General features: G+C 54.3%; 25 protein-coding genes and 4 tRNA genes. 9 read left to right on the top strand and 20 right to left on the bottom strand.

Features of this window, described 5'->3' with window-relative positions; translation table 11 throughout:
- Nucleotides 1-167 precede the first annotated feature (167 nt).
- The 4 genes from P7079_RS03015 to P7079_RS03000 all read left to right on the top strand — a co-directional run bounded on the left by P7079_RS03015 (nt 168) and on the right by P7079_RS03000 (nt 5,819).
- Nucleotides 168-893 (top strand): IclR family transcriptional regulator, encoded by a 726-nt coding sequence (locus P7079_RS03015; protein WP_278013356.1) that lies wholly within the window; start codon nt 168-170, stop codon nt 891-893.
- Between the two features lie 16 nt (nt 894-909).
- On the top strand, nt 910-2,043 hold the full coding sequence (locus P7079_RS03010; RefSeq protein ID WP_278013355.1) for a glycosyltransferase family 4 protein: 1,134 nt from the start codon (nt 910-912) through the stop codon (nt 2,041-2,043).
- 87 nt (nt 2,044-2,130) lie between these two features.
- Entirely contained in the window at nt 2,131-4,134 is a 2,004-nt protein-coding gene (locus tag P7079_RS03005) for a M3 family metallopeptidase (RefSeq protein ID WP_278013354.1), read from the top strand.
- A 290-nt stretch (nt 4,135-4,424) separates the two neighbouring features.
- Nucleotides 4,425-5,819, top strand: a complete 1,395-nt coding sequence (locus P7079_RS03000) for an NAD-dependent succinate-semialdehyde dehydrogenase (protein ID WP_278013353.1) — start codon at nt 4,425-4,427, stop codon at nt 5,817-5,819.
- Between the two features lie 114 nt (nt 5,820-5,933).
- On the opposite strand, the gene P7079_RS02995 is transcribed toward P7079_RS03000, so the two are convergent.
- The 4 genes from P7079_RS02995 to gltX all read right to left on the bottom strand — a co-directional run bounded on the left by P7079_RS02995 (nt 5,934) and on the right by gltX (nt 7,943).
- A tRNA-Glu gene (locus tag P7079_RS02995) sits at nt 5,934-6,006 on the bottom strand.
- Nucleotides 6,007-6,045: 39 nt separating this feature from the next.
- A tRNA-Glu gene (locus P7079_RS02990) sits at nt 6,046-6,118 on the bottom strand.
- 39 nt (nt 6,119-6,157) lie between these two features.
- A tRNA-Gln gene (locus P7079_RS02985) sits at nt 6,158-6,229 on the bottom strand.
- 214 nt (nt 6,230-6,443) lie between these two features.
- Nucleotides 6,444-7,943 carry a glutamate--tRNA ligase gene (gene gltX / locus P7079_RS02980; RefSeq protein WP_278013352.1) on the bottom strand — a complete coding sequence of 500 codons (1,500 nt, stop codon included), beginning with the start codon at nt 7,941-7,943 and terminating at the stop codon, nt 6,444-6,446.
- 108 nt (nt 7,944-8,051) lie between these two features.
- Between gltX and P7079_RS02975 the strand changes: the two genes are divergently transcribed.
- Entirely contained in the window at nt 8,052-9,257 is a 1,206-nt protein-coding gene (locus tag P7079_RS02975; RefSeq protein WP_278013351.1) for a MalY/PatB family protein, read from the top strand.
- Nucleotides 9,258-9,307: 50 nt separating this feature from the next.
- Here P7079_RS02975 and P7079_RS02970 read toward each other — a convergent pair whose 3' ends face one another.
- Nucleotides 9,308-10,039 carry a fumarylacetoacetate hydrolase family protein gene (locus P7079_RS02970; RefSeq protein ID WP_278013350.1) on the bottom strand — a complete coding sequence of 244 codons (732 nt, stop codon included), beginning with the start codon at nt 10,037-10,039 and terminating at the stop codon, nt 9,308-9,310.
- A 37-nt stretch (nt 10,040-10,076) separates the two neighbouring features.
- On the opposite strand from P7079_RS02970, the gene P7079_RS02965 reads away from it, so the two are divergent.
- Both P7079_RS02965 and P7079_RS02960 read left to right on the top strand, forming a co-directional pair.
- Nucleotides 10,077-10,979: a 3-methyladenine DNA glycosylase gene (locus P7079_RS02965; RefSeq protein WP_278013349.1), complete on the top strand. Its 903-nt coding sequence runs from the start codon at nt 10,077-10,079 to the stop codon at nt 10,977-10,979.
- 40 nt (nt 10,980-11,019) lie between these two features.
- Nucleotides 11,020-12,843: an AMP-dependent synthetase/ligase gene (locus P7079_RS02960; RefSeq protein WP_278013348.1), complete on the top strand. Its 1,824-nt coding sequence runs from the start codon at nt 11,020-11,022 to the stop codon at nt 12,841-12,843.
- Nucleotides 12,844-12,984: 141 nt separating this feature from the next.
- Here the strand turns inward: P7079_RS02960 and P7079_RS02955 are convergent.
- The 3 genes from P7079_RS02955 to P7079_RS02945 all read right to left on the bottom strand — a co-directional run bounded on the left by P7079_RS02955 (nt 12,985) and on the right by P7079_RS02945 (nt 13,905).
- A tRNA-Leu gene (locus P7079_RS02955) sits at nt 12,985-13,066 on the bottom strand.
- A gap of 42 nt (nt 13,067-13,108) precedes the next feature.
- Nucleotides 13,109-13,585: a thioredoxin-dependent thiol peroxidase gene (gene bcp, locus P7079_RS02950; RefSeq protein ID WP_278013347.1), complete on the bottom strand. Its 477-nt coding sequence runs from the start codon at nt 13,583-13,585 to the stop codon at nt 13,109-13,111.
- A complete protein-coding gene (locus P7079_RS02945) occupies nt 13,582-13,905 on the bottom strand; it encodes a hypothetical protein (protein WP_278013346.1) in 324 nt (107 codons plus the stop codon). Before P7079_RS02945 ends, bcp begins: the two co-directional genes overlap by 4 nt.
- Nucleotides 13,906-14,018: 113 nt before the next feature.
- Between P7079_RS02945 and P7079_RS02940 the strand changes: the two genes are divergently transcribed.
- Nucleotides 14,019-14,555 (top strand): DUF4916 domain-containing protein, encoded by a 537-nt coding sequence (locus P7079_RS02940; protein ID WP_278013345.1) that lies wholly within the window; start codon nt 14,019-14,021, stop codon nt 14,553-14,555.
- A 5-nt stretch (nt 14,556-14,560) separates the two neighbouring features.
- On the opposite strand, the gene rdgB is transcribed toward P7079_RS02940, so the two are convergent.
- From rdgB to clpS, 6 genes are all read right to left on the bottom strand, one after another.
- Nucleotides 14,561-15,178: an RdgB/HAM1 family non-canonical purine NTP pyrophosphatase gene (gene rdgB / locus P7079_RS02935; protein ID WP_278013344.1), complete on the bottom strand. Its 618-nt coding sequence runs from the start codon at nt 15,176-15,178 to the stop codon at nt 14,561-14,563.
- Nucleotides 15,169-15,906 carry a ribonuclease PH gene (gene rph / locus P7079_RS02930; protein WP_278013343.1) on the bottom strand — a complete coding sequence of 246 codons (738 nt, stop codon included), beginning with the start codon at nt 15,904-15,906 and terminating at the stop codon, nt 15,169-15,171. Before rph ends, rdgB begins: the two co-directional genes overlap by 10 nt.
- A gap of 184 nt (nt 15,907-16,090) precedes the next feature.
- Complete coding sequence (locus P7079_RS02925; RefSeq protein ID WP_278013342.1) at nt 16,091-16,873, bottom strand: MBL fold metallo-hydrolase; 783 nt, start codon at nt 16,871-16,873, stop codon at nt 16,091-16,093.
- The gene (gene murI, locus P7079_RS02920; protein WP_278013341.1) at nt 16,870-17,685 is read right to left on the bottom strand and encodes a glutamate racemase; all 816 of its coding nucleotides are present in this window, start codon (nt 17,683-17,685) and stop codon (nt 16,870-16,872) included. The genes P7079_RS02925 and murI overlap by 4 nt, the downstream gene beginning before the upstream one ends.
- A complete protein-coding gene (locus P7079_RS02915) occupies nt 17,682-18,419 on the bottom strand; it encodes a DUF2017 family protein (RefSeq protein ID WP_278013340.1) in 738 nt (245 codons plus the stop codon). Before P7079_RS02915 ends, murI begins: the two co-directional genes overlap by 4 nt.
- On the bottom strand, nt 18,416-18,712 hold the full coding sequence (gene clpS, locus P7079_RS02910) for an ATP-dependent Clp protease adapter ClpS (protein ID WP_376986802.1): 297 nt from the start codon (nt 18,710-18,712) through the stop codon (nt 18,416-18,418). Before clpS ends, P7079_RS02915 begins: the two co-directional genes overlap by 4 nt.
- A 123-nt stretch (nt 18,713-18,835) precedes the next feature.
- Here clpS and P7079_RS02905 point away from each other — a divergent pair, with 123 nt between their 5' ends.
- Complete coding sequence (locus P7079_RS02905; protein ID WP_278013339.1) at nt 18,836-20,191, top strand: nicotinate phosphoribosyltransferase; 1,356 nt, start codon at nt 18,836-18,838, stop codon at nt 20,189-20,191.
- A gap of 63 nt (nt 20,192-20,254) precedes the next feature.
- On the opposite strand, the gene P7079_RS02900 is transcribed toward P7079_RS02905, so the two are convergent.
- From P7079_RS02900 to P7079_RS02875, 6 genes are all read right to left on the bottom strand, one after another.
- Entirely contained in the window at nt 20,255-22,021 is a 1,767-nt protein-coding gene (locus P7079_RS02900) for a DEAD/DEAH box helicase (RefSeq protein ID WP_278013338.1), read from the bottom strand.
- Complete coding sequence (locus P7079_RS02895; RefSeq protein ID WP_376986807.1) at nt 22,018-22,362, bottom strand: DUF3039 domain-containing protein; 345 nt, start codon at nt 22,360-22,362, stop codon at nt 22,018-22,020. The genes P7079_RS02900 and P7079_RS02895 overlap by 4 nt, the downstream gene beginning before the upstream one ends.
- A 192-nt stretch (nt 22,363-22,554) precedes the next feature.
- Entirely contained in the window at nt 22,555-22,836 is a 282-nt protein-coding gene (locus P7079_RS02890; RefSeq protein ID WP_278013336.1) for an HU family DNA-binding protein, read from the bottom strand.
- A gap of 175 nt (nt 22,837-23,011) precedes the next feature.
- Nucleotides 23,012-24,553 carry an aspartate:alanine exchanger family transporter gene (locus P7079_RS02885; RefSeq protein WP_278013335.1) on the bottom strand — a complete coding sequence of 514 codons (1,542 nt, stop codon included), beginning with the start codon at nt 24,551-24,553 and terminating at the stop codon, nt 23,012-23,014.
- A 49-nt stretch (nt 24,554-24,602) separates the two neighbouring features.
- Entirely contained in the window at nt 24,603-25,802 is a 1,200-nt protein-coding gene (gene pepT, locus P7079_RS02880; RefSeq protein ID WP_278013334.1) for a peptidase T, read from the bottom strand.
- 52 nt (nt 25,803-25,854) lie between these two features.
- Nucleotides 25,855-26,433: a GNAT family N-acetyltransferase gene (locus tag P7079_RS02875; protein WP_278013333.1), complete on the bottom strand. Its 579-nt coding sequence runs from the start codon at nt 26,431-26,433 to the stop codon at nt 25,855-25,857.
- Nucleotides 26,434-26,435: the final 2 nt, after the last annotated feature.

Below are 26,435 nucleotides of genomic sequence, written 5' to 3'. Positions count from 1 at the left end.
CCTTGTCAGTTCAACGCACACAGTTTATTACAGAAATGAAAAAGAGTACGGCTTGTTTGCCACAGGCGGACCTTCGCCCCGTCGGACACCAATACCGCCAACTTTGCCTGACGCAAACCATAATGTGGAACCTTGATTCTCGAAAAATGAGATGGCAAAATCTAAGCATGAAAAGCACTGATGGAAGCGGCGTTGGCGTACTCGACAAAGCTGTTGCGGTTCTCACTGCACTGGAGAATGGCCCACTGGCGCTCGCTGGCCTGGTCGCGGCAACTGGTCTCGCACGCCCCACAGTTCACCGGCTCGCCGTCGCACTGGAGTTTCACCGGCTCCTGGCACGTGATTCCTCCGGCTCGTTCGTCCTTGGCCCACGTCTAGCAGAGTTGTCCAAGGCCGCCGGCGAAGACCACCTTTTGGCTGCGGCGAACCCGATTCTTGTCGCCCTTCGTGACCACACAGGCGAATCCGCCCAGCTTTACAAGCGCCAAGGAGACATGCGTGTGTGCGTCGCCAGTGCTGAACACAGCATCGGGTTGCGCGATTCGATTCCAGTGGGCGCAACCTTTTCCATGTACGCCGGGTCGGCGGCACAGGTATTGCTCGCATGGGAAGACCCCGAACAGCTTCACCAAGGCTTGAATGGAGCGAAATTCACGGCCACCGTACTTTCCGCTGTTCGACGACGTGGGTGGGCGCAGTCGGTGGGCGAACGCGAGGCAGGCGTCGCTTCGATTTCCGCTCCGGTGCGCTCCAGCAATGGAAGCGTGATCGCTGCGGTGTCGATTTCGGGCCCTACAGAACGCATGGGCCAGCAACCCGGCAGACTTCATGCAGGAGCGGTAGTGAGCGCTGCAAATCGCCTGACACAGATTCTCGCGCGTACACAGATGTGATCGTTAGGCTAGAAGCATGAAGAAAACGCTCCTTGTCACCAACGATTTCCCTCCGAGGGCTGGCGGGATCCAGACCTTCTTAGAAGGTTTTGCTTCCCAGTTGGACCCGCAGCAGCTCGTTGTCTATGCCTCAACTCCGCCGTCGGGAGCCAAACACGCAGCACAATACGATGCCACACTGCCCTACCAGGTAGTTCGCTATCCCAAAACGATGATGCTGCCGCTGCCCTCAGTCCGTCGCCACATGCAGATGCTGATCCGTGAGCACGACGTTGCCAACGTCTGGTTTGGCGCCGCGGCACCCTTGGGAATCATGGCCAATGCCGCCCGCAAAGCCGGGGCAACGAAAGTCATCTCCACTACCCACGGACATGAAATCGGCTGGTCAATGCTCCCAGGCGCACGTCAGATTCTGCGCAAAGTTTTTTCCGACGCCGACGTCGTTACCTACCTCACTGACGCAACTTTACGTCGTTTGGCTCCCTTCATTGGCTCAACCCGCACAATGCAACTACACGGAGCAATTGACCCTCAAGTATTTTCTTTTGATCCTCACGGCCGTGAAATGCTGCGAGCGCGGTACGGGATCGCACAACACACACCTGTTGTTACCTGCATCTCTCGACTTGTACCGAGAAAAGGGCAGGATGTCCTCATTGATGCGTGGCCTGCAGTGGTCGATCAATTCCCTGGGACAAAACTCGTCATCGTCGGCAAGGGGCCTTACGGCGATTCTCTGCGCACACGCGCAGCTGCTTCCCCAGCACACTCTGACATTATCTTGACAGGCGAAGTCCCCTTCCACGAACTTCCTGCTCACTATTCGATGGCCGATATCTTCGCAATGCCTGCACGCACACGCGGCGGCGGCTTGGATATTGAAGGACTTGGAATTGTTTATCTCGAAGCCTATGCCGCCGGCCGTCCGGTAGTGGCGGGAGACTCCGGGGGTGCGCCAGAAGCCGTGATCGACACAAAAACTGGGATCGTGACGAACGGACGCAGTACCGACGCCGTCGCCGCCAGTATTCGATTCCTCTTGGAGGATCCTGCACGTACACGCGCAATGGGAAATCGCGGTCGCGAGTGGGTTGAAGAGAAATGGACCTGGCACACAGCAGCCCAGCCTCTGATCGACTTACTCAGTTAAATAGTGACATCTGAGGCTTAGTTCGCGACACATATGCGATCTCACGGTCTGAAAATTCATTTCCTGGGAGCGAGTAGAATGGCGCACATGAATACATTGATGCAACCTTCTTCCCTGCCCTACGGTGTACCTGATTGGCAAGCATATTCGCCAGATGATTTTCTGCCCGCGATGGAAGCCGCTATGGCCACGGAACGCCAACAGTGGGAGGCAATCGCCGCGAATCCTGCCCCTGCCACCGTGGCTAATACGCTTGAAGCAATTGAAGATGCTGGACGTGAAACTGATCGAATCTCCTCAATCATTTTCACGTATTTTTCCTCAATTGGCGGAGAAACCTACGCCCCCATTGAAGCCGAGCTTGGCCCGAAACTCACTGAGCACGAGGCTGCTTTCTATTTCAATAAAGCGCTGTACCAACGATTGGCGTCACTCGATGTTTCGGACGAGAGCGAGGAAGTACAAACCTGGTTTGCCGACACCCTGAAAGCATTCCGTATGCATGGGGTGGAATTAGAAGGCGAAGAGGCAAACCGCCTGCGAGAAATCGATCAAGAGCTCTCTTTGGCAACAATCGAATTCGGACATTGCGTCGTACAAGCGATGTCGGATAATGCTCTCATCATCGATGATGTTGCTGAGCTCGAAGGTGCTTCGACATCTGAGCTTGAGCAATGGCGTCAAGACAACGGGACGTACCGCATTCCTCTGGCAAATTTCACCTCGCAGCCACCCCTGGCTACCCTAGCCCGACATGAGACACGTCAAAAGCTGCATGAGGCGTCGCTGAGCCGCGGGCTTGGAGCGCACCCATCGTCGGATTCTCGAGCTTTGGTAAAGAAGATTGTCTCACTCCGTGCTGAGCGAGCTGCGCTACTTGGTTTCCCACACCACGCCGAGGTGGTTGCCCAACGCGAGATGGCAGGATCTTCAGAAAAAATCATGGAACTTCTCGACTCCGTCATGGAAAAGGCCATGGCAGCGGTGGAAACTGAGGGCCAGAAGTTGCGCGCGATGGCACACGCTGATGGACTTGAGGAATTCACTGCAGCAGACTGGCCCTACTACGCAGAAAAATTGCGTGCGCGTTTCGGACTCGACGACGACGCGATGCGTCCATATTTCCTGTTGGAAAATGTGGTCGAGAAGGGCGTATTTTTTGCCGCTCAGCAACTCTACGGCATCACGTTCACTCCACGTCCCGACATCGCTGGTTATGTCCCGACGATGTTGACATGGGAAGTCAAGGACGAAAACGGTCGCGGGATCGGCCTGTTCCAAGCTGACTACTACCACCGCCCAGGCAAGAAGGGCGGAGCGTGGATGCACTCCGTGATGTTGAACTCAGCTCATGATGGCACTCAACCAGTCATTTTGAACAACACCAACTTCCCCGAACCAAAAGACGGCGAGCCGTTACTATTGACCTGGGATAACGTCATCACCCTCTTCCACGAATTTGGCCACGCACTTCACGGTTTGCTGTCGAATGTCACCTATCGCGGCCGCTCAGGCACTCACGTTCCACGCGATTTCGTGGAGATGCCCTCGCAACTCAACGAAATGTGGGCATGGGATCCACAGGTTCTGGCAAATTATGCCCGACACTACAAGACCGGTGAGCCTCTGCCGCAGGAGCTCATCGACACACTCGTGTCGATGAGGACATTTGGTGAAGACTACGCTACAAGTGAGCTCACTGCTGCGATGATTGTAGACCAGGAGTGGCATCGCCTCACACCCAACGCTGTTCCAGAGGATATCGACGCCTTCGAACAATCGGCACTCGCTTCCCATGGCATCACATTTGTGCCACCTCGTTATCGCAGCGCGTACTTTGCTCACACTTTCTCGGGTGGATACGACGCCGGCTACTACTCGTATCTGTGGGCTGATGTGCTGGTTGCTGAGGTCCAAAAGTGGTGGGGTGAGCAAGGAGAGGATCGCGGGTTCAATCGCACCGTCGGCCGTCGCTATGTTGAAGAGCTACTTTCACGTGGTTCCTCACGCCCTGTGATGGACTCGTTCTTGGCACTCGTTGGCCATGAACCCGACTCCGCTGCTCTCCTTGAACGTCGAGGACTTGCCTAGGGTTATCACACCTATCATGTGGGCGGATGACGTCACCTGACATGTCGCACGGAAGTACTCATTTCCTTTGACGACATCAGGTTCGACAGTCATCCGCCCACTTTGTCTACTGACGCTGTTCATACCTATGCAACGAAAAACGCTCCTCCACTCAGGTAGGACTTAAGTTCGCTATGGACGTAGGACTAATTACCCACAAAACAGGATCTGGGTGCTATGCTTGAAGAAATCCGGCAATGATGTCGGTCACAGTTTCTCATCGCGACGGCGCGATATGTGAGGAGTTAACAATGGCATACGTAACCACGAATCCGTTCACTGGAAAAGTTGAAGCAGAATTTCCAACTGCGACACATGAAGATGTTGAAGCGGCCATCATGAAAGCTGATGCTACCTTCCATAATTGGAAGAATCTGCCAATCTCCGAGCGCGTGAAAGTGCTCGCAAAAGCTGCTGAGATTCTGAAGGAGGAACGCCACGAGTACGCAAAAGTTCTCACCACCGAGATGGGCAAACTGATTGGCGAGGCCGAACTCGAGGTTGACTTGTGCATTGGAATGCTTGAGTACTACGTCGAGAAAGGTGAAGAGCTTCTTGCTCCAGAAGTCATCCCTGCAAAGGGATTTGCCGATGGCGAAGTAAAAGCTTATTTCGAGCCGCTTGGAGTGATCTATGCAGTTGAACCCTGGAACTTCCCCTACTACCAGGTGATTCGTATCGGCGCTCCGCAATTTACGGCTGGCAACACGATCGTACTCAAGCACGCATCGATCGTTCCGCAGTCGGCCTTGAAGATGGAAGAGCTCTTCCGTCGTGCTGGTGCGCCAGAAGGTCTGCTTGTCAATATCTTCGCCTCGCACGATGCAACCGAGCAAATTCTCTCCGACCCACGCGTGCGCGGCGTCGCGCTGACCGGCTCGGAGCCTGCAGGCGCTGCTGTGTCCGCGACAGCATCAAAGTACATCAAGAAGTCCACCCTGGAACTCGGCGGCGCTGATGCATTCATTGTTCTGGATGACGCCGACGTCGAGAAGGCAGCAAAGTGGGCAGCCTTCGGACGTCATTGGAACGGTGGACAGGTGTGCTGCTCGTCAAAGCGACTCATCGTCGTCGAGCCACTCTATGAGCGTTTCCTTGAGGTGTACCGCGATGAAGTGAAGAAGTTCGTGTTGGGAGATCCGATGGATCCTGCGACAACTCTCGCACCACTGTCGTCGGCCTCGGCTGTAGACGGGCTCAAGAAACAAGTCGAAGAGGCGAAGGCACGCGATGGCGTGACGATCGAAGAGTTTGATTTTGAGGTCCCCGAAACCGGTCACTTCTTTGCACCGATTCTCATGACGGATATTCCTGCAGGTTCGCAGACCTCACGTGAAGAGTTCTTCGGTCCGGTCACCCAGCTTTACCGAGTCAAGGATGAAGCTGAAGCGATCGAAGTTGCGAACGCATCACCGTTCGGTTTGGGCGGTTCTGTCTTCACGTCGGACAAGGAGCGTTTCACCGACGTCGCCCGCAAGCTCGATACAGGCATGGTCTATTGGAACCAACCCACGGGTGTGAAGGCGGATGTACCGTTTGGCGGCACGAAGCTGTCCGGTTTTGGCCGCGAATTGATCGAATGGGGCTTGAAGGAATTCGTCAATCAGAAGGTTGTCGTTGAGACGAAACTTGATGGCTCCTTCTGATGTCGCTCTAAATTCAGACACTCGTAAACCAGTGGTGGTAGGAAAGATACCGTCTCCCTACCACCACTGCGGGCAATGAAAAGATCCGATCGATTGATCGGATCTTTTCATTTGTACCCCGTACCGGATTTGAACCGGTGTTACCGCCGTGAGAGGGCGACGTCCTAGGCCGCTAGACGAACGGGGCCTTGCTTATTTATTTGTCATTAGAATTACTTCTAATTCGTACCCCGTACCGGATTTGAACCGGTGTTACCGCCGTGAGAGGGCGACGTCCTAGGCCGCTAGACGAACGGGGCCTTGCGAATAATCGCTTGAGATAGCTAGCAGCTATATCGCTGGGGTACCAGGACTCGAACCTAGACTAAATGAACCAGAATCACTCGTGCTGCCAATTACACCATACCCCAATATGGTGCGGATTCTTTCCGAACCGCAACGAGAAATATAATAGCCAGATCTGACTCAACGAAGCAAATCCAGATCAAGTGAGTACCCTCACGCGCAATTCACGAGCGACACCCACACTCCAGACAACACTTGAGCCCACGCGCTTCTTTGCCTACAACAGTGGGAGGGGTGAGGACAAGAAAACTCTTATCTTCACCCCTCCCACTGGACGCATCAGAACGTAGCTGCAAAACGTTCAATACGCTTGACTGTTTCTTCCTTACCGAGAATGGCCATCGAATCTACCACAGGGATCGATACATTAGTCCCGGTCATTGCAACGAACAGAGGGGCGTATGCGAAACGCGGCTTAATTTCCATCGCTTCGACGACCTTCTCATCGAATGCTGCCTTGATCGTTTCGGGTGTGAACTCCTCAAGCTCACCAAACACCTGCGATGCTTTCGCAAGAACTTCTGGCGTGAAGTCCTTGAGTTTACCGACTGCCTTCTCGTTGTACTCGAGTTCATCAGCCCCTGCGAAGAGGAAGCCCATTAGCGCTGGAGCTTCACCGAGGAGCTGGATACGGGTCTGAACCAGCGGCGCGGCCGCATCGAGGTAGGTGCGCTCGGTCTGCGAAAGTAGATCGTACTTCTCGTTCGACAGCGCACCAGCTTTGAACAGGAAAGGAACGAGACGGACGGCAAGATCAGCCGGCTCAAGCATACGGATATGCTCAGCATTAATGGCCACACACTTCTTGTCATCGAAACGTGCGGGGTTTGGATTAACATCGTGGATATCGAACTTCTCCACGAGCTGTTCCTGAGAGAAGACGTCCTGGTCTGCGGAGAACGACCAGCCCAGAAGTGACAAGTAATTGAGTAGCCCCTCAGGGATCATACCGCGCTCACGGTGAAGCAGAAGATTCGATTCTGGGTCACGCTTGGAGAGCTTCTTGTTTCCCTCCCCCATCACGTAGGGCAGGTGTCCGAAGTACGGCGTCCACTTGGCAATTCCAAGTTCAATCAGAGCACGATAGAGCACCAGCTGACGCGGTGTTGACGACAGAATATCCTCACCGCGAAGAACGTGGGTGATCTCCATCATCGCATCGTCGATTGGGTTGGTCAGTGTGTACAGAGGATCACCGTTGCCACGAACGATGACGTAATCTGGCACAGAGCCAGCCTTGAATGTGATTTCTCCACGAACCAAATCGTTGAAAGTCAGATCCTCATCAGGCATACGAATACGCAACACTGGCTGGCGGCCTTCTGCGCGGAATGCGGCCTTTTGTTCATCGGTCAAATCGCGGTCAAAACCATCATATCCGAGCTTCGGATCTTCTCCCTTGGCGCGATGACGATCTTCAATTTCCTGTGGCGTGGAGAAAGATTCGTAGGCGTATCCAGCTTCAAGGAGCTTGGCAGCCACATCTTTGTAGATATCCATGCGCTCACTTTGGCGGTACGGCGGATGGGGGCCACCGACTTCCACTCCCTCATCCCAGTCCAGATTCAGCCAACGAAGCGAATCAAGAATCTGCTCATAAGACTCTTGGGAGTCGCGCGCAGCATCGGTGTCCTCAATACGGAACACAAATGTGCCGCCGACATGGCGGGCATAGGCCCAGTTGAAAAGGCAGGTACGCACCATGCCGACATGCGGTGTGCCGGTGGGCGACGGACAAAAACGAACGCGGATCGTATCCGCAGGAGGCATAGTAGTCATAGTAGCCTTATTCTAGTCCCCTCCCGACGTCGGTGGCAGTCGAACGTCCTGAGCACAAGGTGGCCCACAACACTTTCAATACCGAAAAAATCTCATGAACATTGTCCTGTGATTTTCAAGGTGGCCAGCTTCACAGTGAGCTATGCTCCATATATGGGATTTGATTCTACTCTCAGTGATCTTCGCTCCTCTGGCTCGCTCAAGTGGGCCGACCCACAGCGCCCGTTCCAATTGTGGCAGGCAGAGATGGATTTCGGCATTGCTCCTCAGATTCAACACGCAATCTGTCGCTATCTTGCCAGCACCGCAGTGGGCTACCTCGAACCGCGTCAACTCGCAGGCCTCCGAGAAGCAACTTCCAGCTTCGTCGCACGCAACGGACTGACAGTGGACCCCGCATATGTGAGAATCGCCCCTGATGTCGTCACCATTGTCGACAAGCTCATCACATCGCTTTCTCGGCCCGGCGAACGTGTCCTCGTTTTCACACCTGGCTACAAAGGTTTCCGCCATCTCTTACCTCGCACGGGAAGGCAGATGGTCGAGATTCCACTTATCAACGTCAATGGGAAATCAACCTTTAACCTCACCGCTCTTGAAAAAGAACTCACAATCGGCGCAGCAGTGTTCCTCCTGGTCAATCCAGCTAATCCCACCGGACGCGTCTATACAGCTAAAGAGCTCGCCTCCTTGGATGCACTTCTTGAACGATTTCCGCGCACGCGCGTGATCGCCGACGAAATACATTCACCTTTCGTTATGGAAGGAACACATATCCCCTACGCCACCGTGTCGGAAAACTCTGCCCGCCAGTCGATCACGACGACGTCGGCGTCGAAAGGGTGGAATCTCGCTGGTTTCAAAGCAGCACAAGTCATCTTTACGAATGCAGAGGATCTCACTACGCTAGCGCCGGCTTTCGACGCTGGTGAGCTAGCGGTCTCCACACTCGGTGTTGTGGCCCAAACAGTTGCTTACAATGAATGCTGGGATTGGCAACGACGCGCCTTGGAAGTCATCCGGGCAAACCGCGATGAACTTGCCGCACGTGCAGCAACATGGCCAGGCGTCACGTTAACTCCAATGGAAGCGACCTACATCGCCTGGCTTGATTTTTCAGGCGCGCAGTCAATGGGACTTTTCCCCGCAGATGTGGATGTAGCAACGCACCTCGAAAAGTTTGGACTCGCATTGACCCCAGGCGCCGAGCAGGGCCCAGGCTTAGATCATTTTGTCCGGATGATGATTGCTGTACCGCCAGCCGTGTTCGCTGAAGTTATCAAACGTATCGAGTCAGCACTTAAGCTTCGCTAACAGGGGTGACACATCATCGGTGATGTGTCACCCCGATGCCATGCCCACTTTTACGCAACAGGATTTCTCAAGGTACCAATTCCCTCGATCGTGAGGTGAATCTCGTCGCCAGCTTTCACAGGAACAAGCTCACCTGGATGCCCGAGCAAGATGACATCGCCAGGGAGAAGCGTGAAGATCTTTGACATCCGAGAGACGATCTCCCCCACCGACTGCGTGAAATCCGCAGTATTTCCACTGGCTCGCACCTCGCCGTTGACTTCCAGGGTGATGTCACATCCAGACGTGTCCAATGCAGTTTCGATGACAGGTCCAAGCGGCAACGAGGTATCGAAACCTTTCGCCTCAGTAAGCTGTCCTTTCGCCAATGCACCTTCGTCGGTGGCTTCGATGGCTGCGGTGTAACCGAAAATTACGTCTTTGGCGTGCTCAGGCTCAATGTCTTTGCAAATACGCTTAATCACCACTGCAAGCGAACCGGCAACCACTACGGAGGTCGCCCAGGCGGGGATGGTAATCGGCACATCCGGACCAACCACTGAAGTGTTTGGCTTGAGGAAAGTTAGACCATCAACGTCTTGGCCAAAGTTCCCTGCAACTCCAACAACTTTTGAGCGTGGGATCATCGGAGACACCAGGTTTGCCTCCTGCTGGCGAACAGTTTTTCCCGTCTGTTCAATACCCGAATAAATCGGATCACCAGCGATGATGTGATAGTTACCCGTGTCATCCGCCACACCGAAACGTGGCCCAGATTCAAGTGAAAGTCGCACAATCTTCATGTACTCACTTTAAGGCAAAACCTGACACACTTGTTTCATGATTGTGCTGGAAGAAGAACAGTGGTGGTCACGCGCCATCGCACATCGCAAAGCTGCAGAAAGCCGAACACGGGGCCGCCTCGAACGTCAAAGCGCCCACGTCCCTAACGCGATGGAAGATTTTCTCTACGAATATTTTCCGTTGCGCCCCGGCAGGTTCTCCGTATGGCACCCCGGTATTTCCGACAACAGCGGTATCGGGCTTAGACGTCCCCTCCACCCCGAAGCGCTTGCGTGGTGGGAGAAACGCTCGACTGATCGCTGGTACGTAAGGGATGGCGACGTCGTCGTCCTTTCTCCTCGTTACTTTGCGGAGCGTGCGAAAGGACTCACCTTCCAAGCCCAGCTTCAAAACAAACTTCTCAAACGTGAGCCCCGTTTTTCATGTTTCGGATGGCACGAGTGGGCGATGGTCTACCACGCCCCTCACCTGCGTCACAAACTTCCCCTTCGGCTCGGACGAGAAGAAACTGACCGAGTCGTGGAAAAGGCACATATCCGATGCACTCACTTTGATGCCTTCCAGTTTTTTCACCCAGATGCTATACCGCTCAACGCCACCCAACCGGCCTATGAAACAGTGATGGATAACGAGCAGCCTGGCTGTATACACGTCACAATGGATCTGCTGCGGGTATGTCTGCAATTCGCTCCTCTCTTCCCAAGCGAGTGGGCCATTGAAGCGTACGACGTCGCACTTGCCGCACGTCGAATTGACCAAGCCGCCAGCCCCTACGATTCTCGCTCAATCGGCGTCGAGCCTATTCCAGTGGAAACCGCGCAAGGGCGGGCACAATACGTTGCTGCTCAACGCGAAGCTTACACAAAAGGGAGCGCGCTCCGGAAAAAGATAGCCGATGTCCTCACCAATGCGGTAGCGCTCAGCGCGCCACGCTCTTAAAGTTGGCATTACCTGCGAATCCGCCAAGAAAGAAGGTTTGATGAAGAAGAACCGTGACGGAAGCGTCACCCGCAAGTCTCTCGTTCACACCAAGCACTGGATGAATATCCCGTGGATGCTTGATGAGAGGGAGAAGCGCGCACCGAAGCAGGTGGCAATCGAACGCCAAGTGTCGCTTGGCACCTGGTCACCAATGACTGTGGCGGAGTTCCAGGCCGATATTCGCGTTGTTGCACGAGGCTTTGTCGGGGAAGGACTTGCGGAAGGTGATTCGATCGCCATTTTCGCCGCGACCTCCTATAACTGGAACCTCATCGATATGGCAGCGCTGTCAGCAGGACTCGTTGTGGTCCCGATCTACGAATCTGACTCCGCTCAGCAGGTTCGATGGATCCTCGAAGACGCCAACGTCAAATACGTCATCACGGAGACCGAAGCGCAAAAAGCGGTTGTCGAATCTGTTGCGACCCCAGAGCTGATGAAAGTTATCTCATTTGCTGGTGATGCGATTTCTCACCTCTACGCTGCTGCTGCAGACGTAGACAATGCAGAAATTGATCGTCGTAAAAAGAACCTCACCATGGATTCTCTTGCCACCGTGATTTACACGTCTGGAACAACGGGAAATCCCAAGGGTGTGGAGCTTACTCACGGTAACTTTGTGTCCACGACGTTGGAAGTTCATAAGTTCCTCCCCACCATCACGATGTCCAAAGACACTCGTGTGCTCTTCTTCCTGCCGATGGCACATGTGATGGCTCGCGTAGTTTTCTACTTCATCATCGCCGGAAGCGGAGTGGCTGGACACGCGCCTAATATCAAGAGCCTGGTGGCAGATATTACGTCGTTCAAGCCCACCGCTTTGCTCGTTGTCCCACGCGTTCTAGAGAAAATCTACAATGCTGCGGAGACCAAGGCGGGTGGCGGCATTAAACGCAAGATCTTCCGCTGGGCTGCGCAGGTCGCCGTCGATTCGTCCTCACGCCATGCAGGTCCTTTCCTGACGCTCAAGGTGAAACTCGCCCGCAAACTTGTGTGGTCCAAGATTACTGATGTGATCGGCGAACAGGTGGACTGGGCAGTCTCTGCAGGCGCGCCGCTCGGAAAGCGCCTGGGTCACTTCTACCGTGGAATTGGTTTGAAGGTGCTTGAAGCCTATGGCCTGACCGAAGCAACCGGAGCCACGTCAGTCAATCCTCCGAAGGCCATTCGCATGGGCACGGTTGGTTTACCAATGCCGGGGACGTCGTACAAGATTGCCGATGACGGTGAAGTCATGATTAAGGGCCCACATTTGTTCCGCGGCTACCGCAATAATCAAGCGGCAACGGACGCCGTATTCGACTCTGAGGGCTGGTTCCACACTGGGGATATCGGCGAACTCGACAAGGCCAACTATCTGACGATTACTGGCCGAAAGAAGGAACTTCTTGTCACCGCTGGCGGCAAGAATGTCTCCCCTGCTGTTCTCGAAGATCCATTGCGTTCGCATCCGTTGATCTCGCAGATTGTTGCGATCGGCGATCAGCGTCCTTTCGTTTCAGCGCTTATCACACTCGATGCCGATATGCTTCCAGGCTGGCTCGCGGCTCATGGACTCGAAACGACGATGGACATGTACACTGCCGCAAAGCATCCTGCTGTACTCGAATCACTCGGTCGCGCTATCGATAAAACAAATAAGCAAGTGTCACGCGCGGAATCAATTCGCAAGTTCTCCGTACTTCCCACCGATTTCACTGTGGAAAACGGCCTGCTGACACCATCGCTCAAGGTAAAGCGTGCCGAAGTTAATCGACGCTTCGCCCCTGCTATTGAGAAGTTATACTCGGGCAGTTCACAAGCTGATAAGTCGAAGAAATAAACTCAGGCATGGGATATGGGGTGTAGGTTTGCTGATAACCTGCACCCCATACTCGTACCTTATTTCACTCTGGCGTGTACGCAAGTACACACCCGACTCTGAACGCTTTTACAAATCGTTGATATAGAGCCATTTTAACGGTGCGCGAGGGGGGACTCGAACCCCCACACCCAAAGGCACTAGAACCTAAATCTAGCGCGTCTACCAATTCCGCCACTCGCGCGTGCTCCCCTAGCATAGCGGCCAGAGCAGCAAAAGAAAAACTCTAAGCGTCAATTCCCAGACTCTTGCGCACACGCGCCACATGACCGGTGGCCTTGACGTTGTACATTGTCTGAACAAAAGTTCCGTCAGTGTCGATAATGAACGTTGACCGAATAATCCCCATTGAGATCTTGCCGTAGTTTTTCTTCTCGCCGTAAGCTCCCCACTCAGTCGCCACGGCCTTATCCTCGTCCGACGCCAACGGGAAGTTCAACGATTCCTTCTGCGTGAACTTTTCAAGTCGCTCAACAGAATCAGGAGAAATTCCGATCACCGAATACCCGGCACTTTTCAACGAATTTTCACTATCGCGGAAATCGCACGCTTCCTTTGTGCAACCTGGAGTCATGGCACGTGGGTAGAAATATACGATGACGCCTTTGTTTGCTTGAGCAATAACCTCGTGGAGAGTAACTTCCCCTCCACCGGCAGTCGGTAATGTGAAATCAGGAGCCTTCTGGCCCACCTCGAATGTCATCGTGTTCCTCCTTGATCTAGCTCATTGAAAAGCCGCAGGCTCACCAGCAGAGCAAAGACCACGAACCCGACAATCATCGGAATGTAACCAAACTCTGTCGGCGTCAAAAAGGCCACTCCCAACATGCACCCAGCGACTGCATTCAAAAGCCTGGATGAAAATGCCCACCAGCTCCCTGCGACAAGCGCGGTTGCTACGAGAACGAGGATCAGAACCATCCAATTCCATCCAGATTTAATCAGGGTGTACCAGCCAATCGCCGCCATGGCAGTTGCAAAGGCTGCGGCGAAGGCCATCATCGGCTTTTCGTATTTCGTCATATTGACATCATGCCACGCCCGGTGACGAGAAGATGCGCGGTGCGACCATTTCATACGTTCACCAGTGGCGCACACTCTCACTTTTCTGCCTCATGAGAGGGCACAATGACACTATGGATGGAATGGAAGAGATGGCCTCTTGGCTGAGCCCGGAAGAGTTGGAATTTGTGCGTCACAAGGTTCCGATGCTCTACGTGAATGTGGTTCCTGTGCGCTTAGGCGAAACTGGCCAAGTTGAAGCCGTCGGCCTTCTCCTTCAGGGCAGCGACGACTCGATTTCACGGTCAATCGTGTCAGGACGTGTTCTCTTCCACGAAACCGTGCGAGCAGCCGTCGTGCGCCACCTCGAAAAGGATCTCGGTCTCATGGCGCTACCGAGAATCCCAGCTTCGATGGTTCCGTTTACTATTGGCGAGTACTTCCCGACGCCGGGTGAGGGCTTCTTCGATTCACGCCAGCACGCCGTCGCTCTCTGTTACGTTGTTCCCATTTCGGGAGACTGCTCGCCACAAAACGATGCTTTGGGCTTCACATGGTTTGACCCAGGTGATCTCTATACGCGCGAACTATGTGCAGAGATGACCCCCGGGCACGCAGATATCGTCAAGCGCGCACTCGCATTCCTGGGCTACACGCGTGAGCGCCTCTAGCGAAACTAACGCCCCTGAGAAAAGACCTCGCGACGTATCACAGGGGCAAATGCACTGAATGCTTGCGCACGATGCGAGATCGCATTCTTCTGCTCGGCTTTCAGCTCAGCGGCCGTCACATCGAATCCCTCAGGCTGGAAAATCGGATCATATCCGAAGCCTCCTTCCCCGCTACGTTCATAACGCAAAGTTCCACGCACACGACCAATCTGAGTGAATTCACGTCCGTCTGGTATTACGAGAGCAGCGGCGCAGATGAATTCCGCACCCCGATGTTCCACTGGGACATCGGCAAGCTGGGCCAAGAGAAGTGCAACATTCGCGATGTCATCGCCGTGGACGCCGCTCCACCGCGCAGAGAAAATGCCCGGAGCTCCCCCAAGAACGTCCACGCTGATCCCTGAGTCATCAGCGAGGGCTGGGCGCCCAGTCGCTTGAGCAACTGCACGCGCCTTGATGAGGGCATTTCCTTCGAAACTCACGGCATTTTCAACAGGTTCGTCAATTCCTAACGAAGTTGCTGCGTCAATCCCTGCTAGCTCTGGGATCAGTGGCCTCAAAATTGCATCGAGTTCTTCAACCTTATGCGCATTATGGGTGGCAAAAATAAGTTTCATTCGCATACCGATTTCTGAAGTTGTGCCAGTTCGCGGTTGCCCTTTTCGGCCAGATCAAGCAGTTGACCGAGTTCAGTACGCGAGAAGGGCTCGCCTTCAGCGGTACCCTGAATCTCAATGAATTTTCCGCTACCGGTCATCACCACATTCATATCGGTTTGCGCACGTGAGTCTTCCTCGTAGGGCAAATCCAGGCACGCATGATCATCAATTATTCCAACCGAAATTGCAGAAATTGAATCGCGCAGCACTGGCTTACCTGCTCGCGGATGGATATGCCCATTGGCGATCCCCCAGGCAACGGCGTCGGCCAGAGCGACGTAAGCGCCGGTAATCGAGGCTGTACGGGTGCCACCGTCCGCTTGGAGCACGTCACAATCTAAGACAATGGTGTTTTCACCCAGTGCTTCAAAATCAACAACTGCTCGAAGTGAACGGCCAATGAGTCGAGAGATTTCTTGGGTACGTCCGCCAACTTTGCCCTTGACTGACTCGCGCTGGTTGCGAGTATCAGTTGCACGCGGCAACATCGCATATTCGCCGGTCACCCAGCCAAGACCCGAGTCTTTACGCCAGCGCGGCACTCCTACAGTAAAAGAGGCCACGCACAAAACTTTCGTGCGGCCAAACTCCACCAGAACTGAGCCTTCCCCAGCTTCAAGATAGTTGCGGGTAATAGTCACTGGGCGCAGTTCATCGGTGGCGCGCCCGTCTTTGCGAGAGAATTCAGTCATGTCTCAAGCATAACGCGCTTGACATGATGAGAGATAAAACAGGCGCCGCCACTCGTAACAGAGAATGACTAATCCACTATTCCGCGCCCCCGAGAAGTGCGAATAACAATGAAACGGTTAATGCAACAGGACTTTTTATTTTCATTCTTTCCTCTAGATTTAGCGGCCAAACAAAGAAATCATCTTAAATTAAATAGAACGCATCCTTGCGTGCAGCCTCGATCGGGCCGTCGAAGACGCTTGCAGCATCGGTAAGCGTCTTTTGAGTGCTCGTCCACGGCTGAAGATGGGTGAGCACAAGCTGCCCATCGGGCCGGAAACGACCAGCAGCGTCGGCAGCGCGGGCAGCCAGTTGGCCAGCACGAACACCAGTCATATGAACTCCACGCACAGTGTCTCGTCCCTCTTCGAATGCAGCTTCAGACACAATAAGATCGGCTTGAGATGCCGCAGCGACGAGTTCATCACTCAAGTCTGAGTCTCCGGTGTAGAAGAAACGACCGCCGTCTTCGATATCCTCCACTAACATGCCGAGAGCCGGAACCGTATGCCACGCTTGGCAGAACGAGATGCGCAAACCTGCAACTTCGACACCGTCGCCCGGACACACCACATGGAAATCGAACTCCGGCCCATAGTCTTCATCGACCGGATCGTCAGCAAGTTGTTGCAACCGCTTGTCCGCATCAGATGGAGCATACACGGGGATGGGCGTACCGGGTGCATCCGGATGCCAGCGGCGATAGACGTGCATCGCCGCAAGGTCACCACAGTGATCAGCATGAAGATGGCTCAAAGCAATAGCATCGAGGCTGAGCGGGTCGATGTGATTTTGAAGATTTCCGATCGTTCCTGCTCCCAGATCCAGGAGCACTTCCCCACCGGCACTGCTCTGAACCAAATAGGATGACGATGCCGACGCCGGGCCAGACATCGACCCCGAGCATCCGATCACCGTGAGTTTCATTCGCTGTCCTCCTCGTGATTGATCTGCGTCGCGCCCATCACTTCGGGGCCAAGGAACCGACGCGCAAGACGCCCGAATTCTTCGGGATCACTCGTTGCCATAAAACGGTATTGTGGCGCGATCCCATCGGCGAGCATATCGTTCGCAACCAGCGTGCGATAGACATCTTTTGCTGTTTCTTCTGCACTTGAGACCAGCGTGACGTCGTCGCCCATCACATAAGAAATCACGCCCGTAAGCAAGGGATAGTGAGTACAGCCCAAAACGAGAGTGTCAACACCGGCGTCACGAACAGGAGTAAGGTATTCCTGAGCTTTCTCAAGTAGCTGCGAACCAGTAGTGATTCCACGTTCAACAAATTCGACGAATGCTGGACACGCCTGCGTCGTAAGCTTCACGTCCACCGCAGCCGCGAACGCATCAGCGTAAGCGCCCGAGTTGATTGTTCCTTGAGTGCCGATCACACCGATATTGCGGTGGCGAGTGGATGCCATCGCACGACGCACGGCTGGCTGAATCACTTCAATGACAGGAATCCCCACACGTTGATACCGCTCACGAGCGTCATGAAGCACCGCTGATGATGCTGTATTGCACGCGATCACAAGCATTTTGACGCCTTGATCCACTAACTGATCCATCACCCCCAAGGCAAGCTTTCTCACCTGAGCGATGGGACGCGGCCCGTATGGCGCATATTTTGTGTCACCAATATAGGTGATAGATTCTCCAGGGAGCTGATCAATAATCGCGCGAGCAACTGTCAGTCCGCCCACCCCTGAGTCAAAAACTCCGATTGGGGCATTATTCATCGACGCGCCTCCTTCGCCCGGACAGAAGCCACGAGCGATTCTTGCCACCAGGTTGACATAGCGTAAAGCACAGCCATCATGTCTTCAGGGGTGGATACTTCCGGGATATCATCGGCCATACGATTCGAGTGAGTGGTGAACAGGCCCGCACGTTCAAAAATTTCCGTTGCTTTTTCATCGGAATCGATTTCCAAACGAGCGGCAAGAACCAAACGGATATCGTTCAAAGATGCGAGCCACGCAGACGCATCCTCGTTCGACACCCACACACGGTCTCCAATGCTCATTGCACTATCCCCGGCATTGGCAGGAGTCTCGATGGCGTTAAGTTGCATAAAAAATGTCGTGAGATTTTCAATTTTCCCACCAGCAATAGAATCCTCTGTCAGCTCTCGCAGTGTTTGAGCTTCTTGCGGATTCTCACTCATGTCTGGGAAGAGCACTTCCATGGCGTAATCGCTGGGAAGATCATCGTCGAAATTCATCTGTGGCTCGTCGGCGACGGCGGCGTGTGCAGCCTCTTCTACACCGGCAAGTTCAAGCTCAAGAGCATCAAAAAAATCTGCATCCGTACTACCGTTGCGCCCAGCAACTTCTTCGCGCCGCTCAACTTCACGGTTCATATCTGAGCCCATCATGAACACCAAGTCACTGGCAAGAGATGCGAGCATGGCACGCTCATCGTCGGTTGCGCGCGCTTCGTATCCGCCGCGCGTCGGACGAAACGCCATCATTGTGCATCCTCCTCGATCGTGGCACGTAAGCCGAACTTATGCATTGCTGCAGCATCCTTCTCCATCGCTTCACGACTTCCAGTGGACACAATCGCACGTCCACGGTGATGGACTTTCAGCATACATTTATAGGCAGATTCGATGTCCATTCCGAAATACGATTCGAATACCCACTGCACATATCCCATAAGATTGACTGGATCATTATGTACAACGGTACGCCAGCCAATAACCTTGGCCGGCGTCAGATAAGTTTCTTCTTGAGGGTTCGCAATATCTTTGTCAATGGGCACCCAATAATTCTACCCAAGATTCAGTCCATGGCCGCTACGCCTGTAGCGCATTTAGCCACATTTTTCGTACCTTTTCCATCAAAAAGTAGGCGCAGTCACACGATGGACACTACTGTAGATTCTATGACCACAACTTCCACGGCGTTGCTCACCGACATGTACGAGCTGACGATGCTGGACTCGGCGATTCATTCGGGCACAGCGTTTCGTCAATCTGTTTTTGAAGTATTCGGACGACGTCTCAGCGGCGGTCGTCGTTACGGCGTCGTCGCAGGAACTGCACGAATATTGGATGCCGTAGAGAAATTCCGCTTTAACGCTGAGGAAATCGACTATCTGAGGTCGCAAAATTTCCTGTCTGAACAGACATTGGATTTCCTCGCAAACTACCGTTTTTCAGGTTCGATGTATGGCTACCCCGAAGGCGAATGCTACTTCCCGAACTCTCCTATTCTGACCGTTCGCGGAACCTTCGCCGAAACCTGCATTTTGGAAACCGTTCTGCTCTCGATCTTGAATTACGATTCCGCGGTAGCCACTGCCGCATCGCGCATGACAACGGCAGCCCACGATCGCCCATGCCTGGATATGGGTGCGCGCAGAGCTCACGAAATCGCAGCAGTTGCGGCAGCACGGGCAGCAGTCATTGGCGGCTTCATGGGAACATCGAATCTGGAAGCGGCACGCGAATATGGCATTAAGCCAATCGGCACTGCAGCACACTCCTTCACGCTTCTGCACGATTCCGAAGAAGAGTCATTCGCAGCGCAGATTGCAACCATGGGCACGCAGACAACTCTCCTCGTTGACACGTATAACGTCACCGAAGGCGTGAAGAAGGCAGTCGAGGCCGCTCGTGCAGCTGGCGGCGAGCTCGGAGCTGTTCGTCTCGATTCTGGGGATCTTGTTGCCTCAGCCTTCACTGTCCGTCAGCAGCTTGACGATCTGGGGGCAACTTCCACCAAGATCACCGTAACGTCAGATCTTGACGAATACGCTATTGCTGCGCTGGGGGCTGCTCCTGTGGATTCCTACGGTGTAGGGACGAAGCTTGTCACCGGCTCCGGCCATCCGACGGCGGAGCTCGTCTACAAACTTGTCGCACGCGAAAATGCTGACGGCACGTGGAAAGAGGTCTCCAAGAAATCGGATCACAAGGCCTCGGTGGGCGGACTGAAGATCGCCGGACGCCGTCACGATGAAACCGGCCGTGCTGTGGAAGAGGTAGTCGTCTCTGCGCGCGACTATCAGCAAGGCTTAGACTATCTCGCTTCCCAGCACGCTCGCCCGCTTCAGGTGACGCTGATCGACAACGGCGTCATCAACGAAATGTACCGGGAGCCTGATTCACTAGCGTTGGCTGCTGAGCGTCATCGCAACTCGCGTGCCGCTCTGCCCTATGCAGCATGGCGCTTGTCCCAGGGCGAGCCAGGTATTCCTACTCGCCTTGAGGATGTCTTTGAGGGCGACGACGAATAGAAACATACATTCGACTGATGGTGGGGAGCACAATGTGCTCCCCACCATCAGTCTTTTGATGTTTTATTTCCTCCCAACGAACCATCGCTGGATTTTGAGGATCCTCGCTTCAATCTGTTCAAGCGAAGCTCTTGCGACGTCAGGACCACCAGTAGCCTTGCGAAGCTCAGTGTGAATCAGTGCGTGAGGTCGGCCGGTCTTTGCTGCAAATGCAGCCACAAGCTGAGACAACTCCTTGCGCTTTTCGCGACGCTTGCGTGAATCCATCACCGGCGACGGCCCATCACCACGTTTTTTCGAGGCGGCAGCCTGTTCTGCTTGATGCTGACGCAAAAGTTGTGTCACTTCTGAAGGCTCAAGAAGACCTGGGATACCCAGGAAATCAGCTTCTTCATCAGAGCCGACCTCGGCCCACTGGCCAAAATCTGCTCCGTCGAAAACCACGCGGTCAAAGGTAACGTCAGATGAAAGGGCCTGATATCCAGGTCCTTCAACGTCGTCCGAGGCGCTCTCTTCACGATTCGCTTGCGCTAAGGCTTCGTCATCCCAGCCTTCTTGAGCTGGATTCTTCACTAGCGCGTGATCTCGTTCCTTTTCAAGCGCACCCGCCAGTCCGAGCAACACCTCCACAGATGGAAGGAACACCGAAGCAGTTTCGCCGCGTTTGCGCGCACGCACGAAACGCCCGATGGCCTGAGCAAAGAACAGCGGTGTGGATGTGGAAGTTGCATACACTCCGACGCAGAGTCGCGGTACGTCCACACCCTCCGACACCATGCGCACGGCCACCATCCAACGCTTTGTGTTGGCGGAAAACTCCGCAATTTTGTCGGATGCGGTTGCGTCGTCTGAGAGCACTACCGTCGTTTTCTGGCCACAAATCTGCTCAAGGATCGTGGCGTAGGCACGCGCAGTCTTGTGATCCGTCGCGATGACCAGACCGCCGGCGTCGGGCACCCCCTTACGCACGATGCTGAGTCGATCATCAGCGGCAGCGAGCACAGCGCGAATCCAATCGCCACCTGGGTCCAAAGCCGTACGCCACGCAAGCGACGTGATGTCCTTCGTTGACGCCTCTCCCAATGTTGATTGGTAGACCTCACCGTGTTTGGTCTGCCACGTCATTTCACCCGAATAGGACATGAAAATGACCGGACGCACGACGCCGTCGCGAAGAGCATTTGCGTAGCCGTAGGAGTAATCTGCGCGCGAACGCAAAATACCGTCCGCGTCGGGTTCATAGGTGATGAACGGAATTTTCGCCGTGTCAGAACGGAACGGGGTACCGGTGAGCGACAGTCGGTGAACCGCCGGAGAGAAGGCAACGCGGATGGCGTCTCCCCACGACAGGTTATCTCCCCCGTGGTGGACTTCGTCCAAAATCACCATCGTTTTCTTTGCCGACGTGCGGTGACGATGCATCATCGGAGCACGGGCAACTTGCGCGTAGGTCACGCACGCTCCGTTGAATGTGCGCCCGAGTCCGCTTTGCGAGTTAGAAAAGTCAGGATCAAGCTGGATACCGACGCGAGCTGCCGCCTCTGCCCACTGATACTTCAGGTGTTCAGTTGGGCAGACGACTGTCAACTCAGATGCTTCACCACGTGAAAGCATCTCCACCGCAACACGCAGCGCGAAAGTAGTCTTGCCTGCGCCAGGGGTAGCAACCGCAAGAAAATCTTGCGGCATATCACGAAGATATTGTTCCAGCGCCTCTGCTTGCCACGCGCGCAGACTCCCTGCTGTACCCCACGCAGCGCGCTGGGGATATGAGGGAGAAAGGTTTTCGGCGGAGAAAAGGGAGGGTTGGCTTTGACGTCCCGCGCTCATTGATTACCCGGAACGTTCGGGCCAAATGGCCAGGATGAATCTCCGCCGCCATTCTTCATCGATTCATGAATTGCTTTGCACGTAGGACACACCGGAAAACGATCAGGATTACGCATCGGCACCCAAACTTTTCCGCATAGCGCCACAACAGGACGTCCTTCGATAGCCGAGCGGATAATCTTATCCTTACGCACGTAGTGCGCATACCGCTCATTATCGCCAGGCTGAACTTCTTCGCGAACCTCTTCAAGAACTGCGGTGCCGCCGACTGATTCGGGCTGCCCCGGATCCAAGTGACCAGGTTCTGATGGACCATACGAAGGAGTAATCATATGCCCCATTCTAGTTCCGCACCTGGCGGTTTCATACCCCCAGCAAATGGGCATTCACCACATTCGAGAATTGAGTACTACTCGCTTCAAGGAACGTCCTTGCGTGTGTTTTAGGAGCATATCGGTTGTGTTTTCTCCTCATAAAAATGAAGGAGGCACCCGCAGGTGCCTCCTTCACATGAGTCATCTATGAGCGATCACTCACTTAGCAACAGCCTTCTTGAGGTTGGAGCCAGCGGAGATCTTTACGCCGTAACCAGCAGGGATCTGGATCTCTTCGCCGGTACGCGGGTTGCGACCCTTGCGAGCTGCACGCTCGGTGCGCTCAACGGACATCAGGCCGGTGATCTTCACTGAATCACCCTTGGCGAGGGCGTCAACCAGAACGGTCTGGAGAGCAGAAATGGCTTTGTCGGCGTCGGTCTTCGTGAGACCGGCCTCTTCAGCGATCTTTGCAATGAGCTCAGTGCGGTTGAGGGACATTATTTTCCTCTCGATAAAACGGATATGTCTGACGGGTTCGATTGAACCGCTAAGTAAAAACCTAACGGATAAGCGGGCAAAACGGCGAGTTATCGGGTGTGTTGCACGAAATTGGTAAAAAGCGATCCGCGTTTTGATCGCTTTTGCTATTCCTTTGTCACAACCAACACAGCCGCTAGATTGCGACGAGAAGGTAGACGAGGATGATCTTGACGATAATTCCAAAGGCAAAGAGCGCAGCGTAGCCAGACTCGATACGTTCATCGTTCACCTTGCCTTGAGCATACGCCAGAATGGCTGGCTGTCCGAGGATTCCGGCCATCGCCCCAGCAGTGCGCTGAGCCGACAGGCCGAGGACTTTCCCCATCACTGCAGTGAGGATAAGAACCACAAGTGCAACTGCCAGACCGAGCAAGCCACCGCGCAGACCTTGCGGCGTGAACGCTGTCTTTGCAAAGGCTGGTCCAGAAGCAATGCCCACTGCAGCAAGGAAGAGCAAAAGACCGAGCTGCCGAATCGTCAGATTTGCAGCCATCGGCGGCTGCCACACAATCGGACCCGTACGCTGGAGGTATCCCAGGATCATTCCGACAACGAGAGGGCCAGCAGCTGCTCCCAGCGAGAACGAGCTACCCCCTGGGAGAGTGAATTGAACCATGCCAAGCAACAAGCCAAGCACCATACCCAAACCCATCGGAATGGCATCAACTTCGGAGATACGACGAACGGAGTTGCCAAAGAAAGAGCTCAACGCATCAAATTCACGACGAGGGAACGCCACAAGCACTCGATCCCCTAGTTCAAGGCTCATATCGTCAGCGGCAAGCATTTCAATATCGCCTCGATGAATACGCGTAATCACGCCCCCAAAACGGCCACCAACATTGAGTTCGACCACGCTGCGGCCAGCAAGATCATCGTTGGAGACAAGGAACTGACGGAAATCAACCGTTGAGCGGTCATCTGCAAGGTGGGAGGGAACCACTTCACCGAGCGCATCGACAGCAGCATCGACATCGTCAGCCATGCCAACCACGACGACGCGGTCACCTTCGATGAACTCTTCCCCAGGAGAGATGACACGAACTGAATCTCCACGGCGCAGGTAGGACAGGCGCACCTGCTGCTCTTTCCACCCCGGAACTTCGCGCACAGGCATCGGACGGTGGACAATGGCGGTGACGGCAGAGAGATGGTCACCAGAGCGAGACGGGATGTCATTCTTCTCGCCCCACTTGCGTCCTACCACGATCGACACGAGGATGATTGCCACGATCACACCCATCGGATATCCCAGTGCGTATCCCACACCGGGAGCGTCTTTATTCGTCGCAGCATCGGTTGCGGCTGCGAGCGCCGGCGTCGTCGTCATGGCACCAGCGAAAACGCCGATGCCAAGGTCACGCGAAAGCCCCAGCACATTACCCAAGAACACGATGACTCCGCCGCCGACTCCGAGGACCAATACAGACGAGAAGATGAATTTCGCCTGTCGCCGCAGATCGGAAAAGAACGTCTGGCCAGCACTGATGCCGACCATGTAGACGAAGAGACCCAATCCCAGGCTCTGAATAAGCCCCAGAGTTTTTCCCATCTCAGGGACGAAGTTACCTACCAGAAGTCCGACAAACAGTGCGCCTGCAGCACCGAGTTTGAGAGGGCCAAAAGGGATCATTCCCAGGAGCGCACCGAGGGTGACCACGAGGAAAACGGTCATCAGTGGTTGTGCAGAAAGTAGCTCTATCAACTTATCCCTTTCAGTTGTGTTACTTGGCAGAAACGAGTTCAAGGATGATGCGCGTGGCAGACTCCATTGACCCGAGAGGCAAGAACTCGTGACGTGAATGAAAATTATGAGCACCGGTGAAGAAATTTGGTGTGAAAAGACCGCGGGTAGAGAAATACGAGCCGTCAGTTCCGCCGCGCATCGGTGTCGGTTTCACTTCGACACCGATGCGTGCGCAAGCATCGAGGAGTCGCGTCAGGCCGACGCGGTTCTCATCCGTCATCGAATCGGCAATATTCGCGTATGTATCTTCTTCCGTGAGCTCGATTTTCGCACGCGGCTCGCGTACACGTGCGTCAGCAACGGCAGAACGAACGCGCTTTTTCTTTTCTTCGTAGCCTTGGCGTGAATGATCACGAATATTGAGGGTGAGCGTGGCACGCGATTGACCACCCTCCATCTCCTGAACCCAAATGTAGCCCTCACGGCCATCAGTACATTCCGGAGTCTGAGTGCGATCGAATGTATTGGCGATGTCAATCGCAATGAGTAGAGGATTAACAAGAACGCCCTTTGCGCTCATCGGGTGGGCCGCGACTCCAGTGATCTCGATATACGCGTATCCTGCATTGAAAGTTTCCCACACGACTTCACCTACGGGGCCACAGTCAAGAGTGTAGGCGAAATCGGGATTGAACCGAGCCATATCGAGGACTTTTGCCCCGCGCAAACCGATTTCTTCGTCAGGAACAAACGCAATCTGGACCTCACCGTGAGGGAAGTTCTCCAAACGTCCAAGGGCCGTCATGATTTCCGCGATCGCCGCTTTGTCATCTGCACCCAGCACTGAAGTTCCGTCAGTTGTGATGATGGTGTCACCCACGTAGCGTTGAAGCTCAGGAAAATCGGTGACCGAGAGGATACCGTTTCCCAAATCGATGTCTCCGCCCTCGTAGTGATGGACTTGCGCGTTAACGCGCGGCGAGAGCCCGACGTCGGCAGTATCGACGTGAGCACAAAAACCGACGGACGGCCCGACACCAGTTGCCGGAAAAACTGCGGTGAGACAGGCATGTGAATCCACGAAAATATTTTGTGCGCCTAGTTGCCCGAGCTCAGATTCGAGCAGACGGATCATCTCCCATTGTCCGGGTGTCGATGGGACGTGATCGGCTTTTGCATTCGATTGCGATTCAATTGCGCTGTAGCGCAAGAACCTCTGGAGTAATTCTTCCCTCACGTTTTAATGTTAGGACGCCGAGTCGAGCCAGGTACGGCAAGAAGAGACCTTCCTACGAACGCCACACAAAATGTTTGTCACTCTTGCGGGGGCGTTCAATGAGTTCAACCTGCCAGGCACCGATTTTTTCCTCAATCATTTCTTTGACTTCGCCCAGGCTAATGTCCCCGCCGCGAATCAGAAAATCGAAAACTCCACCTTCTTCGACCGATGAGAAACCTGCATAACGAAATCCATGACGCAGATAAAAACGCTCACGTGCCACACGCTGTTCACCATTCGGCGCACGGTCATCATCAAGAGTTTCCAGTTCGAGAATATGGCGATGTTGAGGGTAAAGATCACGGTAATAATTGAGGATCGCGCCACCCACTCCCCGCCCTCGTTGCTGCGAGTGCGTAGCGAGAAACACGAGATAGAAAATGTCATCCCAGTGCATGGAAATTGTTCCACCAAGAAAAACATCACCATCATGAAAGGCCGTCGCCTGAATCTTGCCTTCACCAACGAGTCGCGCAATGTCTTCTTCGGGTACCAGTTCAGCAGGTGGAAAGGCCTTGTGATACAGCGCAAGTGCATCCTGGGCGAAAGGTGACGTAAATGAGACAAGTTCTGTGGCGGCTAATGACATAC

The sequence above is a fragment of the Arcanobacterium canis genome, from assembly GCF_029625435.1.
Taxonomy (GTDB): domain Bacteria; phylum Actinomycetota; class Actinomycetes; order Actinomycetales; family Actinomycetaceae; genus Arcanobacterium; species Arcanobacterium canis.
Note: the sequence above shows the minus strand (reverse complement) of the source record. Positions and strands in the feature narration are given on the sequence as shown.